The organism is Kitasatospora sp. HPM-01-4 (assembly GCF_051374625.1).
Classification (GTDB): domain Bacteria; phylum Actinomycetota; class Actinomycetes; order Streptomycetales; family Streptomycetaceae; genus Kitasatospora.
Genome location: NZ_JBPQGP010000005.1, coordinates 1,062,799 through 1,080,104, shown reverse-complemented (window position 1 = coordinate 1,080,104; position 17,306 = coordinate 1,062,799). Strand labels below are relative to the sequence as shown.

The window sequence follows — 17,306 nt, the reverse complement described above, 5'->3', positions numbered from 1 at the left end:
GCAAGCAAGTTATCACAGGCGTGATACAACGAGGGCATGCCGAAGCTCGTGGATCCCGAAGCCCGCCGCCGCCATGTCGTCGACGCCCTCTTCCGGGTCGTCATCAGGGACGGACTGCAGCGGACCTCGCTGCGCGCGGTCGCCGACGAAGCCGGGCTCAACATCGGCTCCCTGCGCCACTACTTCGCCAGCCAGCAGGAGTTGATGGACTTCGCCATGCAGTCGATGCTCGACCGCCTCGACCACCGGCTGAACCGGCACCTCGAACGCATCGGGGACCTGAGCAGCCACCGGCGCTCCGAACAACTGCGGCTGGCAGCCGACTTCCTGTCCGAGCTGCTGCCCCTGGACGAACAGCGGCGCCAAGAGGTCACCGTCTTCCTGGACTTCAGCGCCGCCGCCCGGACCAATCCGGCCTTCGAGGCCCTGTCGCACCGGACCGCCGCCGACACCAGAGGGCTGACCCGCCGTGTTCTGACCAGGCTCGGCGAGGCCGGAACCCTGCGCGCCGACCGCGATCCGGCCATCGAGGCCGAGCGTCTGGCCGCGCTCCTGGACGGACTCGGTCTCAGCGCCGTGCTCCACCCCGACCTGCTCAGCGCGCAGACCTGCGCCGCGGTGCTGCGCGTCCACCTGGACGAGCTGTGCGGAGCCGGATAGGCGGTGCCGACGCGGGTCAGGCGGGGACGGCCGGTCCGCTCTGCTGCAGGAGCACCGGGATGCCGTCCCCCGCCGCCCGGGCCAGCCGCTCGTGCAGGGCCTGCGAGGCCGCGCCCTGGGCGGTGGTGGTCACCTGGACGCCGGAGGCGTCCGCGACGGGTGAGTAGGTGTGGAGCGGGAAGCCGAGCACCGTGGGCCCGAGCGCGACGATCCGCCTGATCGCACCGTCCAGCGTCCGCTGGGAGTACCGGCACGGATAGAGGTCGAGCCGGTCCAGGTCGATCTTCGGGTCGGCCTTCTTGGCTGCGGCCGCCAGGGCCTGACCGCGACTCAGGTCCGTGACGCAGAGGGCGACGCGCCCCGCCGGGTAGTCGGTGATCTGCGTGCCCCACACGTCGGCGAAGGCGCCGCGCCCCTGCGTACCGACCGCCTGGGACAGCTCCGTTGCTTCGGGAGTGTTCGCGGGTGTCCCGTCGAAGGCGGTCGGCGGAGCGGTGGGCTGCCCGTGCTGTTGCTGCGCCCACGTCGGGCAGGGGCGCGCACCCGCGCTCCGCGAGGGCAGCGGTTGTCCGGGAACGGTCGAACTGCCGCAGCCCGCAAGGGCGGTGACGGCGAGCACGAGGACGGTGGCGCGGAGGGGCCGGGGCATTTCGACTCCAGGGAATACCGGTTGCGGTGCGCGGTCGTCCCTGTGACGTGCCGGTGCGCCGGACGGTTCCCCCTGCGCTCCTCGGCGCGGTGGCGGATCGGGGCCTGCGCCGCGGCTCGTGCGGCGAGGGCGGCGGCGGGCGGCGGCGGGCGGACCGGTGACGGTCCGCACCGGCAACTCGTCGACAGCGGTGCGCGGTTCACGGCCCGCGGTACACGTCGCCCGAGGACCCACGCTGATGCCCGGCGCCGGCGAGAGCGATCAGCGGAGGGCGCTCAGCGCGGCCTTCGTGCTCTCTGCGATCAGGGCGTCGTCGGAGGTGGCGTCGGCCTTGCCGCGGTCGGACAGGACGGCGATGACGACGGGGCTGCCGCCACCCTCCGGCCAGGCGATCGCGATGTCGTTGCGGGTGCCGTACCCGCCGTTTCCGGTCTTGTCCCCGACCTTCCAGCCGGTGGGGACGCCCGCGCGGATGTAGGGGCCACCGGTCGTGTTGCCCAGCAGCCAGTCGGTGAGCAGCTTGCGCCGGTCCTCGGTGAGGAGGTCGCCGAGGACGAAGCGGCGCAGGTCGCCGGCGAGCACCCGGGGCGTGCTGGTGTCCCGGGTGTCGCCGGGGGTGGCCTCGTTGAGGGTCGGCTCGGTGCGGTTGACGTTGGTGGTCGAGTCGCCGACGTCGCGCAGTGCCTGCTGCACGGACGCGGGCCCGCCGAGCCGGTCCATGACGAGGTTGGCCGCCGTGTTGTCGCTGTGGTCGATGGCGGCGGCGGCCAGGTCGCGCAGCGGCATGCCCGTGGCCACGTGCTGCGAGGTGATCGGCGCCCACTTCTGCAGGTCCTCGGAGCGGTAGGTCACCACCGTGTCCAGGTCCGCGTCGGAGACGCGGCGCAGCAGGGTGCCCACGGTGAGGGCCTTGGAGGTCGAGGCGAACGCGAAGCGTTCGTCCGCACGGTAGGTCACCTCCCGGCCGGAGCCGGTGTCCAGCGCGTACACCCCCAGCCGGGCACCGAAGCGCTTCTCGAGCTGGGTGAAGGAGGCGGCCGCCGGGTCGGCGGAAGCGGTGGCGCGGGGCTGCGGCGGTGTGCCGGCGGCGTGGGCGGAGCAGCCGGTCAGCAGGGCGGCCGCGATCAGCGGGACGGCGAGTACGGCGGAACGGGTCTTCGTGAAGAGCATGGCTGACAGCCTGCCGCCGGGCGTCTTATGCAGGCAAAGACCGTTCTGTGACATTCCATGCGTTTTATGCATACGATGCGGTCGTGGACCTGGTCGGAGCATGCCGTGTGTTCGTGCGTGTCGGTGAGCGGGGGAGCTTCACCCTGGGCGCCGAGGCGGCCGGAGTGCCGCAACCGGTCGCGAGCCGGCGGATCGCCGCTCTGGAGAGGCACCTGGGCAGCCCCCTGTTCGACCGGTCCGGCCGCCGCGCCGCACTGACTCCGTTCGGGCGGGACCTGCTGCCCTCCGCGAAGCGGCTGGTGGAGCTCGCGGACGCGATGGAGTGCGATGCCGAGCGGGCCAGGCTCAAGCCGCTGGCGTTCGCGGTCCCCGACATCTGTCCGGTCCGGGAGCTGGCCGTGCTCGACGCCGCCGCCCGCGAGCTGGGCATGGTCCTCGGCCTGCGCGCCGCGGGCCCCGCCGCGCGGGTGGAGCTGCTCAACGGCCACGAGGTACGGCTGGCGCTCGTCGCCGTCCCCCCGCACGAGGCTACCTGGGCGGTACCGCTCGGGGTGGCCACCGCGGTCAGGACGGGCACGCGGCCCCTGCACATCGAGACACTGCGGCAGCGGCAGCCACGGCGGCCGTTCCAGCGGATCTGGATCCAGCCCGAGGACGACCTGCCCCACGTCCGGGACCGGCTGGAGCAGCTCGGCCACCGCGCCGCCCTGCTGCCCGCGCAGATCTCGGTGACGGCCTCGCTCACCGTGGCCGTGTCCGAGACCCTGCGCACCGGCGACCTGCTGCTGTGCTCGGCTGCGCAGGCGGACGAACTGGGGCTGTACTGGCGCGCGTTGGCGGGAGCGCCCGTTGCCCGCGGGTACCAGCTGCGCGCCGGCAGCGGCGACGACGTACGGCACATCAGCAGGGCGCTCCGGGAGCCGATCGCGCGCTGCCTGGGGGTACCGACCGACGGAGGGGAGCAATCGTGAACGCGCAGCGGGTCGTCCGGGAGCAGCGGGACATGCTGAGGGACGCCGGGCTGTCCGGCTCGTTCCTGGTGCGGGACCTGGCCACCGGTGACGAGCTCGGCATCGACCCGGACGTCGAGCTGCCGCTCGCCTCACTGGTCAAGGTGCCGCTCGCGACGGCCGTGCTGGAGCGCGTCCAGGACGGGCGGATCGACGGGGCCGCCATGATCGACGTGCCGCCCGGACGCCTCACCTCGCCGGGGCCGGTGGGGCTGAGCAGGTTCCGCCACCCGGCCCGGGTCGCCGTCGAGGACCTGCTCTACCTCAGCACCGCGCTCAGCGACAACACCGCGGCGGACGCCCTGTTCGGCCTCGTCCCGCCCGCCGAGGTCAACCACGCCCTGGCGGACGCCGGTATCACCGGCATCACCGTCCGCCACCTGATGCGGGAGCTCACCGAGACGCCCGCGGAGCGGTTCGAGCCGGGTGACGTCCGGCTGGCCCAGGCCCTGGCGATCGGCTCCCGCACCGCGCGGCGCGGGCACCCCGTACCCCAACTGGACGTCAGCCGGGCGAACTCAGGGACCGCCAGGGCCTGCGTCGATCTGCTCCAGGCCCTGTGGGTTCCCACCCGGATCCCGGCCGCCGTCGCGGCGCGGGTGCGCTCGCTCATGGGCGAGAACGTCATCCTGCACCGGCTCGCGCCCGACTTCCGCTCGGACGCCTCCAACTGGTCGTCCAAGACCGGCACGCTGCTCAACCTGCGCCATGAGATCGGGGTGGTCGAGCACGAGGACGGATCGCGGTACGCCGTCGCGGCCCTGACGGAGTCCACCGTGCCCGCGGCCGTCCAGCCGACGGCGGAGGCCGTGATGGCGCATGTGGCCCGCGCCCTGCACGATCGTCTGCGGGCGTGGTGAGCACGGGCGCGGGCCTCGACGGCCCGCGCCGACCGCAGGGCTCCCGCCCGGTGAGGGGCCCAGAGCCGGTCAGGTGCTTCGCGAGGCGGACAGGGTACGGCCGGTGACCAGCTCGGGCCGGATGCGGATCACGACCTGCCCCGAGTGCGTCGTGTGCTCCGCCGACCCGCTGTCCGATGGCGCGATCACCCGGGCCGGTCCGAGGACGGTGACCGACCAGCCGCTGCCGTCCGCCGCGCTGACCTCGTCCGCCTCGAAGGCGACCAGTGAGCCGTCCACGGCCCGTACCAGCGCCTCGCCCCCGTCGGTCCGCAGGACCACCCCGTGCTCGTCCAGCCGGAACCGGGCCGGCAGTACGGCGGGCAGCGCGCCGACCGTGTAGACGACGCGTCCCACCGACGCGCTTTCCAGCAGGGCGAGGCACTGCTGCTCGGCCAGCCAGGGGAGTTCGGATTTCATGCGGTTCGATCCTTGGGGCGAAGGGCGCGCGGGCCGGTGGGTGTCCCGCCGGCGGACGGGTGCCGAACGCCTCGCCTACGGAACCAGCGCGGGTCCGAAGGATCAGCGGCGCGCGAAGCCTCCGGCCGGTGCGGGACGAGAAGGACGTTCGGGGGTGCTCCGTCCGGCGGAGGACGGAGGCTGGGTGCTCTGGGTGGCGATCACGGCGGCCTGGACCCGCCGCTCCACGCCCAGTTTGGCGAGCAGCCGGGAGATGTGGTTCTTGACGGTCTTCTCGGCGAGGTAGAGCCGGGCTCCGATCTGACGGTTCGTCAGACCTTCTCCCACCAGGGCGAGGATCTCCCGCTCCCGGTCGGTCAGGGCGGGGAGCACCGGCTGTCGGGGCGCCTCGCTCTCGCCGCGCAGCCGGGCCATCAGACGGGTGGCCGCGCCGGGGTCGAGCAGGGACTGGCCCGAGGCCACGGTCCGTACGGCGGAGACCAGATCGGTGCCGCTGATCTGCTTGAGCACGTAGCCGGCGGCTCCAGCCATGATCGCGTCCAGCAGGGCCTCCTCGTCGTCGAAGGAGGTGAGCATCAGACAGGCCAGTTCCGGCATGGTCGAGCGCAGCTCCCGGCAGACGCTGACCCCGTCGCTGTCGGGCAGTCGGACATCGAGTACCGCGACGTCCGGGCGGAGTGCGGGCACCCTGGCCAGCGCCTGCTCGGCCGTGCCGGCCTCCCCGATGACGGTGAGTCCCGGCTCGGCGTCCAGGAGGTCCTGTACGCCTCGGCGCACCACCTCGTGGTCGTCGAGCAGAAAGACCCGTACGGGCCTCTCGGCACCAGTCCGCTCAGTGCCGTCCGACATGGCCCAACTCCGTTCCCTGCGTGTGCCCGCCCTGGTGGGGGCCACTGCATTGTCTCCGGAGCCGGATACCGTCGCCAGGGCCGGACGGCCCTATTCGCTACCGGCCGGCGGCCTGGGCACGATCAGCCCGTAGTGCCCGTCGTACCTTCGGTAGAGGAGCCGGCCCCGGCCGTCCTCGGCGGAGGTGAAGAACACGAACGGCCGCCCGCCGAGCCACAGTCGACGGGCCGCCTCCCGAGTGCCGATCCGGGGCGCGGCGTGCGGATCGCCGAGGGCCGGCGCACAGCTGCCGCCGGCGGCGCGGAGGATCCGGTAGCCGCCCGCCTGCTGCTGCCAGTAGGCCACGCAGTCCCGCCCGGTGGCGGCCTCGCTGAACAGATGGAAGTCGAAGTCCATGGCGGCCATGGCGAGAACGGCCTGCCGCGGCGTCAGCCGGGCCGGGACCACGCACTTGCGCCGCGCGATCTCCCGCTCGCCCAGGGGCCGGCGGGCGTATTCGGGCCGCTGTGCCCGTTCACGCCCCGGCCGGTACAGCTCGGCGACCGCCACCAGCTCCGCCGTGTCGAGCCGATCCGCCGTGTCCAGCAGCTCCGCTGTTTCCAGCCGATCCGCCGTGTCCAGCCGATCCGTCGTGTCGAGCCGCTCCCCGAACAGGCCCTCATCGCACGGGTCCTCGCCGTACGGACCCTCGCCGTACGGACCTTCCTCGGACGGGCGCTCAGCGCACGAGTCCCGCGAGAAAGGGCCGTCCCAGTAGGGCCGGAGCCGCGCGGCCCGGTCCAGCAGCCGGTCCTGGAGCAGCCGCACGGCCTGCTGCATGCCCGGTGCGGCGACCTGGGCCCGCAGCGTCCGTTCGCCGAGTCCGACGGTGGCCTGGGCCATGGCGGTCCGGCCGACCTCGCCGCCGTGGACCCGGGTGAGCTTCACCCGGACCGAGTGCGCGGTCGGTCCCAGCCGTGCGATCGTGCCGAGCATTCGCCGTCGGGCGTGTTCGGCCGCCTCCCGTGGCAGCTCGCCGCGGAGTTCGACCTGGACATCGACGGTGGGCCTGCTCGGCAGACTGGTCATCAGAGTTCATCCTCCTAGGTTCCCGACCAGGCTGACCCACCGGGAACCACGAGCCGAGGGCCGAACGTCCCTTACCCGCCGAGCCCTTCGCCCCCGGCAGGACGCCGGCGGCAGCGACACCCGGCCCGCCGCACCGGGACCTCCGACGCCTGCCGCCGCCGAGCGAGGGGCCGGAGAGTGGTACCGCCATCCGGACCGAGAGGACTGACGCCACCATGGTCAACCGCCACCTGTACTGGCCCCTGCGCCGCCTGCTGATGCGGATGCTCTCCCGGCAGCACTGAAGCGTCAGTCCCGGGCGGCGGAGACGAGCGGGTCGTGGCGGACCCGGTCGGCCGGCATCCCCGTGGCGAGCAGCCGGGCCCGGACGCCGCCGACCATGCCCGGCGGGCCGCTGACGTAGGCGATGTGCTCGGACCAGTCAGCGGCCCGCCCCACCGCGTCCGGCAGTGAGCCCGCTCCCGGTTCGGCCCCCACGTGTCCCGGCCCGTCACCGAGCACCGGAACGACCTCCAGCCAGGGGAACCGCTCGGACAGCTTCGCCAGTGCCTCCCGGTCATAGAGGTCGGTGCGGCTGCGGGCGCCGACGAACAGATGTGCCTGCTGCCCCCGTCCCCGCTTCTCCACCAGCTCCCCGAGGATCGCCTTCAGCGGGGCCAGCCCCGTGCCGCCGGCCACCAGCAGCACGTCACGGAGGCCGTCCACCATCGTCATCGCGCCTCGTGGCGGTCCGATCCGGACCGTGTCCCCGGCCCGCGTGCGTTCCACCAGGGCCTCGCTCACCCCGCCGACGGCCGTACGGCGGACGTGGAACTCCAGCACCCCGTCCGGCCGCGGGGCGCAGGCCATCGAGTACTGCCGCCAGGTGTGCGGCAGCAGCGGAGACTCGATGGTCGCGTACTGCCCGGCCCGGTACGGGTACGGCTCTCCCGTCCTGATCCGCAGCACCGCGACATCCGGCCCGCGGCGCTCGTGCCCGACCACCTCGCCCTGCCAGTACGGCGGTTCGGTGATGGCGGACTCCGCGCCCTCGACCATCGCACCGACCGCGAACCGGAGCATCCGCAGCCAGGCCTGCTCCAGCTCCATGGTCCACGCGCCGCCGGCCCGCCGGCGCAGCGCGTAACTCAGCGCCTCCTCGAACGCGTGGTAGTGGGCCGGCCACACCCCGAGCTTGCGATGGTCGCCGCCGAGCTGGCGCAGCACCGCGAGCACATGGTCGGGGCGGTGCAGGTTGTCGATCAGATACCTGAACATCCGTGCCAGATGGTCCTGTTGGAACTGCATCGACTCCGGGAAGAGGTCGCGCAGATAGGGCCTGCGCTGGAACATGAACTCATAGAGCTGCTCGATGAGAGCGTCGAACGGTACTACCAGGTCCAGGTGGCTCCTGATCAGCTGCTGGTCGCCGTAGCCGTCGTACGGGACCGCACCAGGGCCGATGGCGGGGCGTGCGGGGGAGGAGCTCTCCGGGCTGAGAATCTGCCGACGCAATCGCATCGCATGGTGTCGGGCGAGCAGTCGGTCGTACTCGGCGGTCCTGGTGATCTTCATGAACGGGAGCCTAACTCCACGTCAACTGTCAAGAATCCATGGCCCGTTGGGCCGACTTCCTCAGGGACCTTCGGCCCTTGACAGCGGCCGTGGCACCCTCATCGCCGGCCCCGAGGGTCGGTGCGGGGTTCAGGCGCGGGCGGCGATCCTGTGCGGTTCGCTCGCGGGGGCCTCGGTGGAATCGGGCGGTGCCGGCCGGGTCCTGGTGGTGGCCGCGGCGGTCACCGTGGCGCCGAGGGCCAGGACGACGGCCCCGAGCGGGAACCAGCGTTCGCCGAGGAAGGCGATGAAGGCGCTGCCCGCGGCGCCGCCCGCGGCCGTACCGAGGTAGAGCGAGCTGCTGTTGAGCGAGATGAGCAGGGGAGCGTTGGCGGGGTCGACGGAGGCGAGCCGGTGGGGGAGGGCGACCGAGACCGCCCAGCCCGCGAGCGGTGTCACGACCGCGTAGGCCAGTGCCCCCGGCATGGTGGCGGCGAGCCAGGGCAGCGCCGCGAAGGCGACGGCGGCGATCGCACTCCCGGTGAGCAGCACCCGGCGCACGCCGAGCCGGTCCACCAGCCTGCCGCCGAGCCAGCTGCCGGCGACCGACGCCAGGCCCGTCGCGAACAGGATCAGGCTGAGCCGGTCCGGATCGCCGCCGGTGGCCGGGCGAACGGCGGTGGCGAGGTAGATGTAGACGGACTGGAAGGCGAGGAAGAAGACCAGGGTGGTGGCGGCGGCGCCCAGGACACGGCGGTCGCCGAGCGGCGCGAGCCGGGCCCTGAGGCCGGGTGCCGCGGCGGCGGGGGCGGGCAGGCCGCGCAGCATCAGTGCGAGCCCGGTGAGCGCCGCGACGCCCAGGGCGACGACGAGCCACATGGTCAGCCGCCAGTCCCCCCGCCCGACCCAGGTGCCCAGGGGAACGCCGAGCGCGGTGGCGACCGTCATGCCGCCCAGCACCGTGGCCAGTGCCCGCCCCCGGCGCTCGGGCGGGACGATGGCGGTGGCGACGGCGTTGGCGGTCGGGGTGTAGAGCGCGGCTCCGGCGGCGGCCAGCACCCGGGTGGCCAGCAGGAGTCCGTAGGTCGGGGCGAGCGCGCTGAGCGCGTTGGCCGCGGTGAACACGGTCAGCGCGGTGAGCAGCAGCCGGCGGCGCGGCCAGCGGGCGGTGAGCGTGGCGAGCACGGGCGCCAGCAGGGCGTAGGTCAGCGCGAAGACGGTGACCAGCTGGCCCGCCGCCGAGACGGAGACCCCCAGGTCGTCGGAGACACGGCCGAGTATCCCGGCCATCACCATCGAGTCGGTGCCGACGGCAAAGGTGCCGAGGGCCAGCAGGAGCAGGCGAAAGCGCACGGGTTCCCTCCCGGAGTTGGTGCGGGCAATCGTTTGATACTCGTCAAACAATATGAACTGGTGGATGATTGTCAAACAGTTGTCCTGAAGGAGGAGCGCCATGGCGGACGAGCGGCTGCCGCAGCCCGAGACCGCGGACATCGAACTCGTCAGGGTGCTGCACGCCCTGGGCGATCCGGTCCGGCTGCAGTTGCTCGCCATCTACGCCGACGGCGCCGAGCACACCTGCGACCCCCGGGGGCTCGGCCTCGACCAGCTCCACAAGTCGACCGTCTCGCACCACATGCGCGTACTGCGCGAAGCGGGCGTCACCACCACCAGGACCGCCGGCCGCAACCGCTTCGTCCGCCTGCGCCGCGACGACCTCGACGCCCGCTTCCCCGGCCTGCTGGACGCGCTGCTCGGCTCCCTCGGCGGCTGAGCCGACGGCCGGAGCCTCGGCCGGGCGGCCCCGTGGAGCGGTGGGCTCCGGCGATTGTGACCAAGTCGTCAGGTCGTGTTCGTCCTGCCGTTAAGGCCGCGACAACGAAAGGCCGTTCGAGTACCGACGCTTCCGTGGGAGCTCCCGGAGCGCGTCCGCCGAGGAAGCCGGAGTGGCTTTCGACTACCGGGGATCCGATCGGTGGTCGCATACTCTGACCTGACCGTCTGTCCGGCGGGAAGATCTTTGAACAGGTACGGGAGTACACGGTGGTCACCCCAGCCCCGGTCGGTCCTGACTCCGCGCCGTCGGCGCGGCAGCGCTTGCGCGCGTGGTTGCTGGAAGGCCTGTCCGACATGGCCAAGCACCATCCTGGGCCGCACGCCCAGGCCCCCGCCGCCCACAAGGGCCAGCGCTGGTGGAAGGTCATGTGCCTGACCGGCCTGGACTACTTCTCGACGCTCGGCTACCAGCCGGGCATCGCGGCGCTGGCGGCCGGCCTGCTGTCCCCCGTGGCGACCATCGTCCTGGTACTGGTGACCCTGTTCGGCGCGCTCCCGGTGTACCGGCGGGTGGCGCAGGAGAGCCCGCACGGCGAGGGTTCCATCGCCATGCTGGAGCGGCTGCTGTCGTTCTGGAAGGGCAAGCTGTTCGTCCTGACGCTGCTCGGCTTCGCCGCGACCGACTTCCTGATCACCATCACGCTGTCGGCCGCCGACGCCACCGCCCACCTGGTGGAGAACCCGCATCTGACCAGCACCCTGCACGGCCACCAGGTGCTCATCACCGTGCTGCTGATCGCCCTGCTCGGCGGAGTGTTCCTCAAGGGCTTCACCGAGGCGATCGGGCTGGCGGTGGCCCTGGTCGGGGCGTACCTCGCCCTGAACGTCGTCGTCGTGGCGGTGGGCCTGTACCACGTCATCGCCGCGCCGCACGTGATCACGGACTGGTCGAACGCGCTGACCGCCCAGCACGGCAACCCGGTGCTCATGGTCGGGGTGGCCCTGGTGGTCTTCCCGAAGCTGGCCCTGGGCCTGTCCGGCTTCGAGACCGGTGTGGCGGTCATGCCGCACATCGAGGGCGATCCCGACGACACCGAGGACCGGCCCACCGGGCGGATCCGCGGCGCCCGCAAGCTGCTGACCACGGCGGCGGTCATCATGAGCGTCTTCCTGATCACCACCAGCTTCATCACCACCCTGCTCATCCCGGCCGACGAGTTCCAGGCCGGCGGCAAGGCCAACGGGCGTGCCCTGGCCTACCTGGCCCACCAGTACCTCGGCGGGGCGTTCGGCAGCATCTACGACCTCTCCACCATCGCCATCCTCTGGTTCGCCGGCGCCTCGGCCATGGCCGGCCTGCTGAACCTGATGCCCCGCTACCTGCCGCGCTACGGCATGGCCCCGCACTGGGCCCGCGCGGTGCGCCCGATGGTGCTGGTCCTCACCGCCGTCGCCTTCCTGGTGACCTGGATCTTCGACGCCAACGTGGACGCCCAGGGCGGCGCCTACGCCACCGGTGTCCTGGTACTGATCAGCTCGGCCGCCATCGCCGTGACCATCGCCGCCAGGCGGGCCGGCCAGCGCGGCTGGACGGTGGCGTTCGCGGTCATCTCGCTGGTCTTCGTCTACACGACGGCGATCAACGTCGCCGAGCGCCCCGACGGTGTGAAGATCGGCGCCTGCTTCATCGCCGGGATCATACTGGTCTCCCTGCTCTCCCGGCTGGCCCGCGCCTTCGAACTCCGGGTCACCCACGTCGACTTCGACGACACCGCGGAGCGCTTCGTACGGGACTGCTCGCACCGGACGATCCGGCTGATCGCCAACGAGCCCAACAGCCGCGACATGGCGGAGTACCGCGACAAGCTCCGCCAGATCCGCGCGGACAACGACATCCCGGCCGAGGACGACCTGGTCTTCGTGGAGGTCACCGTCCGGGACCCGTCCGACTTCGAGGCCGAACTGAAGGTGCGCGGCGAGGTGCTGCACGACCGCTACCGCGTGCTGGCCCTGGAGAGCTCCAGCGTCCCCAACGCCCTGGCGGCCCTGCTGCTGCACGTGCGGGACCTCACCGGCCAGCAGCCGCACATGTACTTCGAGTGGACCGAGGGGAACCCGTTCGCCCAGTTCCTGCGGTTCTTCCTGTTCGGTCAGGGTGAGGTGGCCCCGGTCACCCGCGAGGTGCTCCGCGAGGCCGAACCCGACCGCAACCGCCGCCCCCGCGTCCACGTCGGCTGACCCGGCGAGCCGCCGTCCCCTCCTGTGAGCCGTCCGGGCGCTCCGGCGCCCGGACGGCGCCGCCCGGGCCCGGACGCTAGGGTGGAGGCAATCAGCCGGGCCTGGTCGGGGACTGGTGGTGGGCGATGTGATCCGCTGGGTCCACCTGGAGTCGCAGTGGCGCAGAGAGGCGCTGCGGACCAATCTGTGGGTCGTGCCGACACTGGAGGTCGTGCTCGCCGGCGGCCTCTTCCTCGGCACCTGGTACCTGGACCGGGCGGCGTACCGGGGTGCCCTGTCCCTGCCGCCCTGGGTGATCAGCGGAACGGCCGACGCGGCCCGGCAGATCCTCGCCGCCATCGCCGCGGCCCTGATCACCGTGGTCGGCGTGGTGTTCTCGATCATGATCGTGACGCTGACGCTGGCCTCCACCCAGTTCGGACCGCGGATGCTGCGCACCTTCATCCGCGACCGCACCACACAGCTGACCCTGGGCACCTTCGTCGGGACGTTCGTCTACGCGATCCTCTCGCTGGTGGCCATCGGACCCGGCGCGCACGGCGACTTCGTGCCGCACCTGTCCATCACCGTGTGCATGGTGCTGGTGCTGGCCGACCTGGCGGTCCTGATCTACTTCATCCACCACATCGCCACCTCCATCCAGCTCCCGCACGTCATCGCGAGCATCGCGGCCGAGCTGTCCGAGGCGATCGAGGCCGGCGCGGGTGAGCCGGAGTGGGAGGGCGAGGTCGAGCGCGGACCGTCGGCGGCCGAGCTGCACGCCCGGCTGGACGCCTCGGGAGCTGCGGTGCCCGCGCCGGCCAGCGGCTATCTGCAGTTCATCCGGCACCGCACGCTGGTGGGCATCGCCACCGAGCTCGACGCCGTCATCCGGCTGGACCACCGACCGGGGCACTTCCTGGTGCAGGGGCACCCGCTGGCCACGGTGTGGCCCGCCGAGGCGGCCCCCGAAGTGGCCCGCAGCTTCGCCCGGGCCCACATCACCGGCCCGTCCCGCACCCTCGCCCAGGACATATCCTTCGCGGTCGACCAGCTCGTCGAGATCGCCATCCGGGCGCTGTCGACCGCGGTGAACGACACCTTCACCGCACTGACCTGCGTCGACTGGCTCGGTGAGGGCCTGTGCCGGATCGCGGCCGGCTGGCAGCCCAACCCGGTGCACCGGGACGAGGCCGGGCACATCAGGGTGATGGCGGTGCCGGTGAGCTACGAGCGCCTGGTCCAGCGCTCCTTCGAGAAGATCCGCCAGGCGGGCCACGGCATGCCGGCGGTGCTGATCCGGCAGCTCGACGCCCTCGCGCAGATCATGACGGAGACCACCACCCAGGAGCAGCGCCGGGTCCTCCTGGAACAGGCCGAGATGATCGACCGGCTGAACACGGAGACCGTCACGGAACCGGCCGACCGCGCGGACGTCCACCGCCGCTACCTGGCCGTCCTGGCGGCTCACACGGCCGTCGTCGCCGGGTACTGACCCCTGGTGCCGGGGCGGTCGCGTACCGGCCGGGGTGTGCGCTGCCTGCCGTGCGGCCGTGCCACATGCGCCGTGCGGGGCCGCCACTCGCCGCAGGAGGAGGCATCGGAGAGGTTCGCCGCCCTGCTGACCGAGTTCGCCGAGGACCTGCCGCCGCGTTCCTGACCGCGGCTCGCGGTCACCGGCGCCGGACCACGGGCACCGGCACCGACGCCGGCCCGCTCAGCCGGCCACCCGGTCGGCCGGACCGGCGGGAGGGGCGGGCCAGCTCTCCAGGGTGCGCCGACTGCGGAAGCTGTGCTGCCGCCCGGTCAGCGGGTCGGTGAACTCCAAGGTCCGCGCCAGCAGTTGCAGCGGGGCCCGGAAGTCGTCCAGGGCTATGCCGGGGACGACTTCCGGGTAGAGCGGGTCGGACAGGATCGGCACACCGAGGCTGCACATGTGCACCCGCAGCTGGTGGGTGCGGCCGGTCACCGGGGTGAGCCGGTAGCGGCCGAGCGCACCCCGGGTCTCGACCAGTTCGATCCGGCTCTCGCTGTTGGGCGGCCCCGGCACCTCCTGGGCGGCCAGGACACCGTGCTCCTTGATGATCCGGCTGCTCACCGTGCGGGGCAGGTCGAGCGCCGGCTCGTAGGGTGCGACGGCCTCGTACTCCTTGTGCACCCGCCGCTCCTGGAACAGCCCCTGGTACGCGGCCCGGTGTTCGGGCCGGATGATGAACATGGCGAGCCCCGCGGTCAGCCGGTCGAGCCGGTGAGCGGGGCTGAGCGTGGGCAGGTCGAGCTCCCGGCGCAGCCGGGCGAGCGCGCTCTGGGTGACGTGCTGCCCGCGCGGTGCCATCGCCATGAAGTGCGGCTTGTCGGCGATCACCAGGTTCTCGTCGCGGTGCAGCACCGTGATCGGGAACGGCACCGGGGTCTCGTCGGGGAAGTCGCGGTGGTACCAGAGGAACGCACCCGGGACGTACGGTGCATCGGGCGCGATAGGCCCGTCCGTCCCGACCACGGCGCCCTCGCCGAGCATGCCGTCGATCACCGACGCCGGCACCGGCAGCCGGTCGACCAGGTGGTCGCGCACGGTGGCCCACCCGCGTTCCATGGGCAGGCGGAGGCGGACCGGGTCGATGCCCAGCCGTTGCGGCAGGGGTGCGGGCGGCACCTTGGTCTTGCGTCTCATCGCGGGTCAGCGTAGCGGTCGGCCGGACGTACGGGCGAACCCCTTCAAATAGCAGTCCGATTGAACACCTACTTGCGAATGTAAATAAGACTATTTCGGCATGCCGGAAAAGGTATTGCGTGGTCGATCTGAGTGGATATTTAATTGTCCCGCCCTGCTTCTCATGGAAGGAAACACGGTGACCAAGTTCCGGAATTACTTCTCCGTCGCGCTCGCCAGCACCGCACTGGCCGTCGGCGGTGTGCTGGCCGGCAGTGCGTACGCTGCCGCGCCCTCCGCCACCACCGGCCACACCGCGAGCGCGACCAAGAGTGTCAGGAGCGATTCCCACTTCTACCCGCCGGCCACGCTGTACAAGAACCAGGCGTGGACCTCCGGGAACGGTCGGACGGTCCTCCGTGTCCAGGAGGACGGCAACTTCGTGCTGTACAAGGACGGCCGGCCGGCCTGGCAGGCCCCCAACGCCTGGCCGAACGGCAACGCCGCGGTGATGCAGGAGGACGGCAACTTCGTGCTCTACGACGCGGGCGGCCACGCGCTCTGGGCTTCGGGCACCTGGCACCGGGGCGCCTACCTCTCCGTGCAGGACGACGGCAACGTCGTCGTCTACGACCACAACAACCGTCCGGTCTGGGCCACCAACACCGGAGACTGACGTCGACTCCCCGCGTCGGTAACCAAACGTCGGCCTTCGCTCCCGGTTGATTCGGGTGCGAAGGCCGACGTTTCGGTTTCCGGATTTCCGGACCGGCTGGCCGGATCCCCGTCGGCAGCCGCCGTGCGCCCGGAGGCCGCGGGCTCGGCTGTCGCGCGCTCGGTCGCCGGACTCAGGCGTTGCCTACTCAGATGTCGCGGAAGGTCTCGATCTTGGCGCCGATCGAGTTAAGCCGCTCCGCCAGGTCCTCGTAGCCGCGGTTGATGACGTACACGTTGCGCAGCACGGAGGTGCCCTCGGCCGCCAGCATCGCGAGCAGGATCACCACCGCCGGCCGCAGTGCGGGCGGGCACATCATCTCGGCCGCCCGCCAGCGGGTCGGCCCCTGGACCAGCACCCGGTGCGGGTCCAGCAGCTTGACGTCGGCGCCGAGGCGGCCCAGCTCGGTGAGGTAGATGGCGCGGTTGTCGTAGACCCAGTCGTGGATCAGCGTGGTGCCGTGGGCGGCGGCGGCGATCACGGCGAAGAACGGGATGTTGTCGATGTTGATGCCGGGGAAGGGCATCGGGTGGATCTTGTCGATCGGCGCGGTGAGCTTGGAGGGGCGCACGGTCAGATCCGTCAGCCGGGTGCGGCCGTTGAGCGCGGCGTACTCGGGGCTGCGGTCGTAGTCCAGGCCCATCTGCTCCAGCACGGCGAGTTCGATCTCCAGGAACTCGACCGGCACCCGGCGGATCGTCAGCTCGGAGGAGGTCACCACGGCGGCGGCCAGCAGGCTCATCGCCTCGACCGGGTCCTCGGCGGGGGCGTAGTCGACGTCACAGGTGATCTCGGGCTTGCCGTGCACGGTGAGGGTGGTGGTGCCGATGCCCTCGATCCGCACACCCAGCCGCTCCAGGAAGAAGCACAGGTCCTGGACCATGTAGTTGGGGCTGGCGTTGCGGATCACACTGACCCCGTCGTGCCGGGCGGCGGCCAGCAGGGCGTTCTCGGTCACGGTGTCGCCGCGCTCGGTCAGAACGATCGGCCGGTCCGGCGAGGCGTCCGGCGAGACGCTCGCGTGGTAGCTGCCGCCCGTGGTGGCCACCTCCAGGCCGAACCGGCGCAGTGCGGTCAGATGCGGCTCGACCGTACGGGTGCCGAGCTCGCAGCCGCCGGCGTACGGGATCTCGAAGCGCTCGGCGCGGTGCATCAGCGGGCCGAGGAACATCAGCACGCTGCGGGTCCGCCGGGCGGCCGCGACGTCCATCGCGGCCAGGTCCAGCTCGGCGGGCGGGGTCAGCTCCAGGTCGCGGCCGTCGTTCAGCCAGCGGACCTTGACACCGATGCTGGTCAGAACGTCAAGGATGCGATACACCTCCTCGATCCTGGCGACCTGTCGGAGGGTGGTCCGACCGGTGGTCAGCAGCGAGGCGCAGAGCAGTGCGACACAGGCGTTCTTGCTGGTCCGGACGTCGATGGCACCCGACAGCCGGGTGCCGCCGGCCACCCGCAGGTGCATCGGACCCGCGTAGCCGAGCGAGACGATCTCGCTGTCCAGGGCCTCGCCGATGCGGGCGATCATCTCCAGGCTGATGTTCTGCTTGCCCTGCTCGATCCGGTTCACCGCACTCTGACTGGTGCCCAGGGCCTCGCCGAGCTGGGCCTGTGTCAGGCCCCGGTGCTGACGGGCGTCACGGATGAGCTTGCCGATGCGCATGAGGTAGTCGTCGGTCACACGGCAGACCAT

Annotated in this window: 16 protein-coding genes; 7 read left to right on the top strand and 9 right to left on the bottom strand. The window is 71.9% G+C overall.

Annotation, left to right across the window (positions count from 1 at the left end):
- Positions 1-36: 36 nt before the first annotated feature.
- Entirely contained in the window at positions 37-660 is a 624-nt protein-coding gene (locus ACSMTC_RS04450) for a TetR/AcrR family transcriptional regulator (protein ID WP_436558325.1), read from the top strand.
- A gap of 16 nt (positions 661-676) precedes the next feature.
- Here the strand turns inward: ACSMTC_RS04450 and ACSMTC_RS04445 are convergent, their stop codons facing one another.
- Entirely contained in the window at positions 677-1,309 is a 633-nt protein-coding gene (locus ACSMTC_RS04445) for a hypothetical protein (protein ID WP_436558324.1), read from the bottom strand.
- Positions 1,310-1,570: 261 nt separating this feature from the next.
- Positions 1,571-2,479: a class A beta-lactamase gene (bla, locus tag ACSMTC_RS04440; RefSeq protein WP_436558323.1), complete on the bottom strand. Its 909-nt coding sequence runs from the start codon at positions 2,477-2,479 to the stop codon at positions 1,571-1,573.
- Between the two features lie 107 nt (positions 2,480-2,586).
- On the opposite strand from bla, the gene ACSMTC_RS04435 reads away from it, so the two are divergent.
- A complete protein-coding gene (locus ACSMTC_RS04435; RefSeq protein ID WP_436558322.1) occupies positions 2,587-3,450 on the top strand; it encodes a LysR family transcriptional regulator in 864 nt (287 codons plus the stop codon).
- Positions 3,447-4,349, top strand: a complete 903-nt coding sequence (locus ACSMTC_RS04430; RefSeq protein WP_436558321.1) for a serine hydrolase — start codon at positions 3,447-3,449, stop codon at positions 4,347-4,349. The genes ACSMTC_RS04435 and ACSMTC_RS04430 overlap by 4 nt, the downstream gene beginning before the upstream one ends.
- A 69-nt stretch (positions 4,350-4,418) precedes the next feature.
- Here the strand turns inward: ACSMTC_RS04430 and ACSMTC_RS04425 are convergent, their stop codons facing one another.
- From ACSMTC_RS04425 to ACSMTC_RS04405, 5 genes are all read right to left on the bottom strand, one after another.
- Positions 4,419-4,808, bottom strand: a complete 390-nt coding sequence (locus tag ACSMTC_RS04425; RefSeq protein WP_436558320.1) for a pyridoxamine 5'-phosphate oxidase family protein — start codon at positions 4,806-4,808, stop codon at positions 4,419-4,421.
- Between the two features lie 102 nt (positions 4,809-4,910).
- A complete protein-coding gene (locus ACSMTC_RS04420) occupies positions 4,911-5,657 on the bottom strand; it encodes a response regulator (RefSeq protein ID WP_436558319.1) in 747 nt (248 codons plus the stop codon).
- A gap of 90 nt (positions 5,658-5,747) precedes the next feature.
- Positions 5,748-6,725, bottom strand: coding sequence for a sigma 54 modulation/S30EA ribosomal C-terminal domain-containing protein (locus tag ACSMTC_RS04415; RefSeq protein ID WP_436558318.1), 978 nt, complete (start codon positions 6,723-6,725; stop codon positions 5,748-5,750).
- Between the two features lie 288 nt (positions 6,726-7,013).
- Entirely contained in the window at positions 7,014-8,279 is a 1,266-nt protein-coding gene (locus ACSMTC_RS04410) for a globin domain-containing protein (protein WP_436558317.1), read from the bottom strand.
- A gap of 129 nt (positions 8,280-8,408) precedes the next feature.
- Positions 8,409-9,611, bottom strand: a complete 1,203-nt coding sequence (locus tag ACSMTC_RS04405; RefSeq protein WP_436558316.1) for an MFS transporter — start codon at positions 9,609-9,611, stop codon at positions 8,409-8,411.
- 100 nt (positions 9,612-9,711) lie between these two features.
- Here ACSMTC_RS04405 and ACSMTC_RS04400 point away from each other — a divergent pair, with 100 nt between their 5' ends.
- From ACSMTC_RS04400 to ACSMTC_RS04390, 3 genes are all read left to right on the top strand, one after another.
- Positions 9,712-10,032: an ArsR/SmtB family transcription factor gene (locus ACSMTC_RS04400; protein ID WP_436558315.1), complete on the top strand. Its 321-nt coding sequence runs from the start codon at positions 9,712-9,714 to the stop codon at positions 10,030-10,032.
- 356 nt (positions 10,033-10,388) lie between these two features.
- Positions 10,389-12,272, top strand: coding sequence for an APC family permease (locus ACSMTC_RS04395; RefSeq protein WP_436558314.1), 1,884 nt, complete (start codon positions 10,389-10,391; stop codon positions 12,270-12,272).
- 118 nt (positions 12,273-12,390) lie between these two features.
- Positions 12,391-13,746 carry a DUF2254 domain-containing protein gene (locus ACSMTC_RS04390; protein WP_436558313.1) on the top strand — a complete coding sequence of 452 codons (1,356 nt, stop codon included), beginning with the start codon at positions 12,391-12,393 and terminating at the stop codon, positions 13,744-13,746.
- A 222-nt stretch (positions 13,747-13,968) separates the two neighbouring features.
- Here ACSMTC_RS04390 and ACSMTC_RS04385 read toward each other — a convergent pair whose 3' ends face one another.
- Entirely contained in the window at positions 13,969-14,922 is a 954-nt protein-coding gene (locus ACSMTC_RS04385) for a pseudouridine synthase (RefSeq protein ID WP_436558312.1), read from the bottom strand.
- 178 nt (positions 14,923-15,100) lie between these two features.
- Here ACSMTC_RS04385 and ACSMTC_RS04380 point away from each other — a divergent pair, with 178 nt between their 5' ends.
- Positions 15,101-15,577: a hypothetical protein gene (locus ACSMTC_RS04380; RefSeq protein ID WP_436558311.1), complete on the top strand. Its 477-nt coding sequence runs from the start codon at positions 15,101-15,103 to the stop codon at positions 15,575-15,577.
- A 187-nt stretch (positions 15,578-15,764) separates the two neighbouring features.
- Here ACSMTC_RS04380 and ACSMTC_RS04375 read toward each other — a convergent pair whose 3' ends face one another.
- On the bottom strand, positions 15,765-17,294 hold the full coding sequence (locus tag ACSMTC_RS04375) for a helix-turn-helix domain-containing protein (RefSeq protein WP_436558310.1): 1,530 nt from the start codon (positions 17,292-17,294) through the stop codon (positions 15,765-15,767).
- Positions 17,295-17,306 lie beyond the last annotated feature (12 nt).

What these genes read in the sequence shown, in the direction of transcription:
- ACSMTC_RS04410 (WP_436558317.1), bottom strand. Translation starts at nt 8,279, where the DNA reads ATGAAGATCACCAGGACCGCCGAGTACGACCGACTGCTCGCCCGACAC.
- ACSMTC_RS04420 (WP_436558319.1), bottom strand. Translation starts at nt 5,657, where the DNA reads ATGTCGGACGGCACTGAGCGGACTGGTGCCGAGAGGCCCGTACGGGTC.
- ACSMTC_RS04415 (WP_436558318.1), bottom strand. Translation starts at nt 6,725, where the DNA reads ATGACCAGTCTGCCGAGCAGGCCCACCGTCGATGTCCAGGTCGAACTC.
- bla (WP_436558323.1), bottom strand. Translation starts at nt 2,479, where the DNA reads ATGCTCTTCACGAAGACCCGTTCCGCCGTACTCGCCGTCCCGCTGATC.
- ACSMTC_RS04425 (WP_436558320.1), bottom strand. Translation starts at nt 4,808, where the DNA reads ATGAAATCCGAACTCCCCTGGCTGGCCGAGCAGCAGTGCCTCGCCCTG.
- ACSMTC_RS04385 (WP_436558312.1), bottom strand. Translation starts at nt 14,922, where the DNA reads ATGAGACGCAAGACCAAGGTGCCGCCCGCACCCCTGCCGCAACGGCTG.
- ACSMTC_RS04400 (WP_436558315.1), top strand. Translation starts at nt 9,712, where the DNA reads ATGGCGGACGAGCGGCTGCCGCAGCCCGAGACCGCGGACATCGAACTC.
- ACSMTC_RS04450 (WP_436558325.1), top strand. Translation starts at nt 37, where the DNA reads ATGCCGAAGCTCGTGGATCCCGAAGCCCGCCGCCGCCATGTCGTCGAC.
- ACSMTC_RS04395 (WP_436558314.1), top strand. Translation starts at nt 10,389, where the DNA reads ATGGCCAAGCACCATCCTGGGCCGCACGCCCAGGCCCCCGCCGCCCAC.
- ACSMTC_RS04445 (WP_436558324.1), bottom strand. Translation starts at nt 1,309, where the DNA reads ATGCCCCGGCCCCTCCGCGCCACCGTCCTCGTGCTCGCCGTCACCGCC.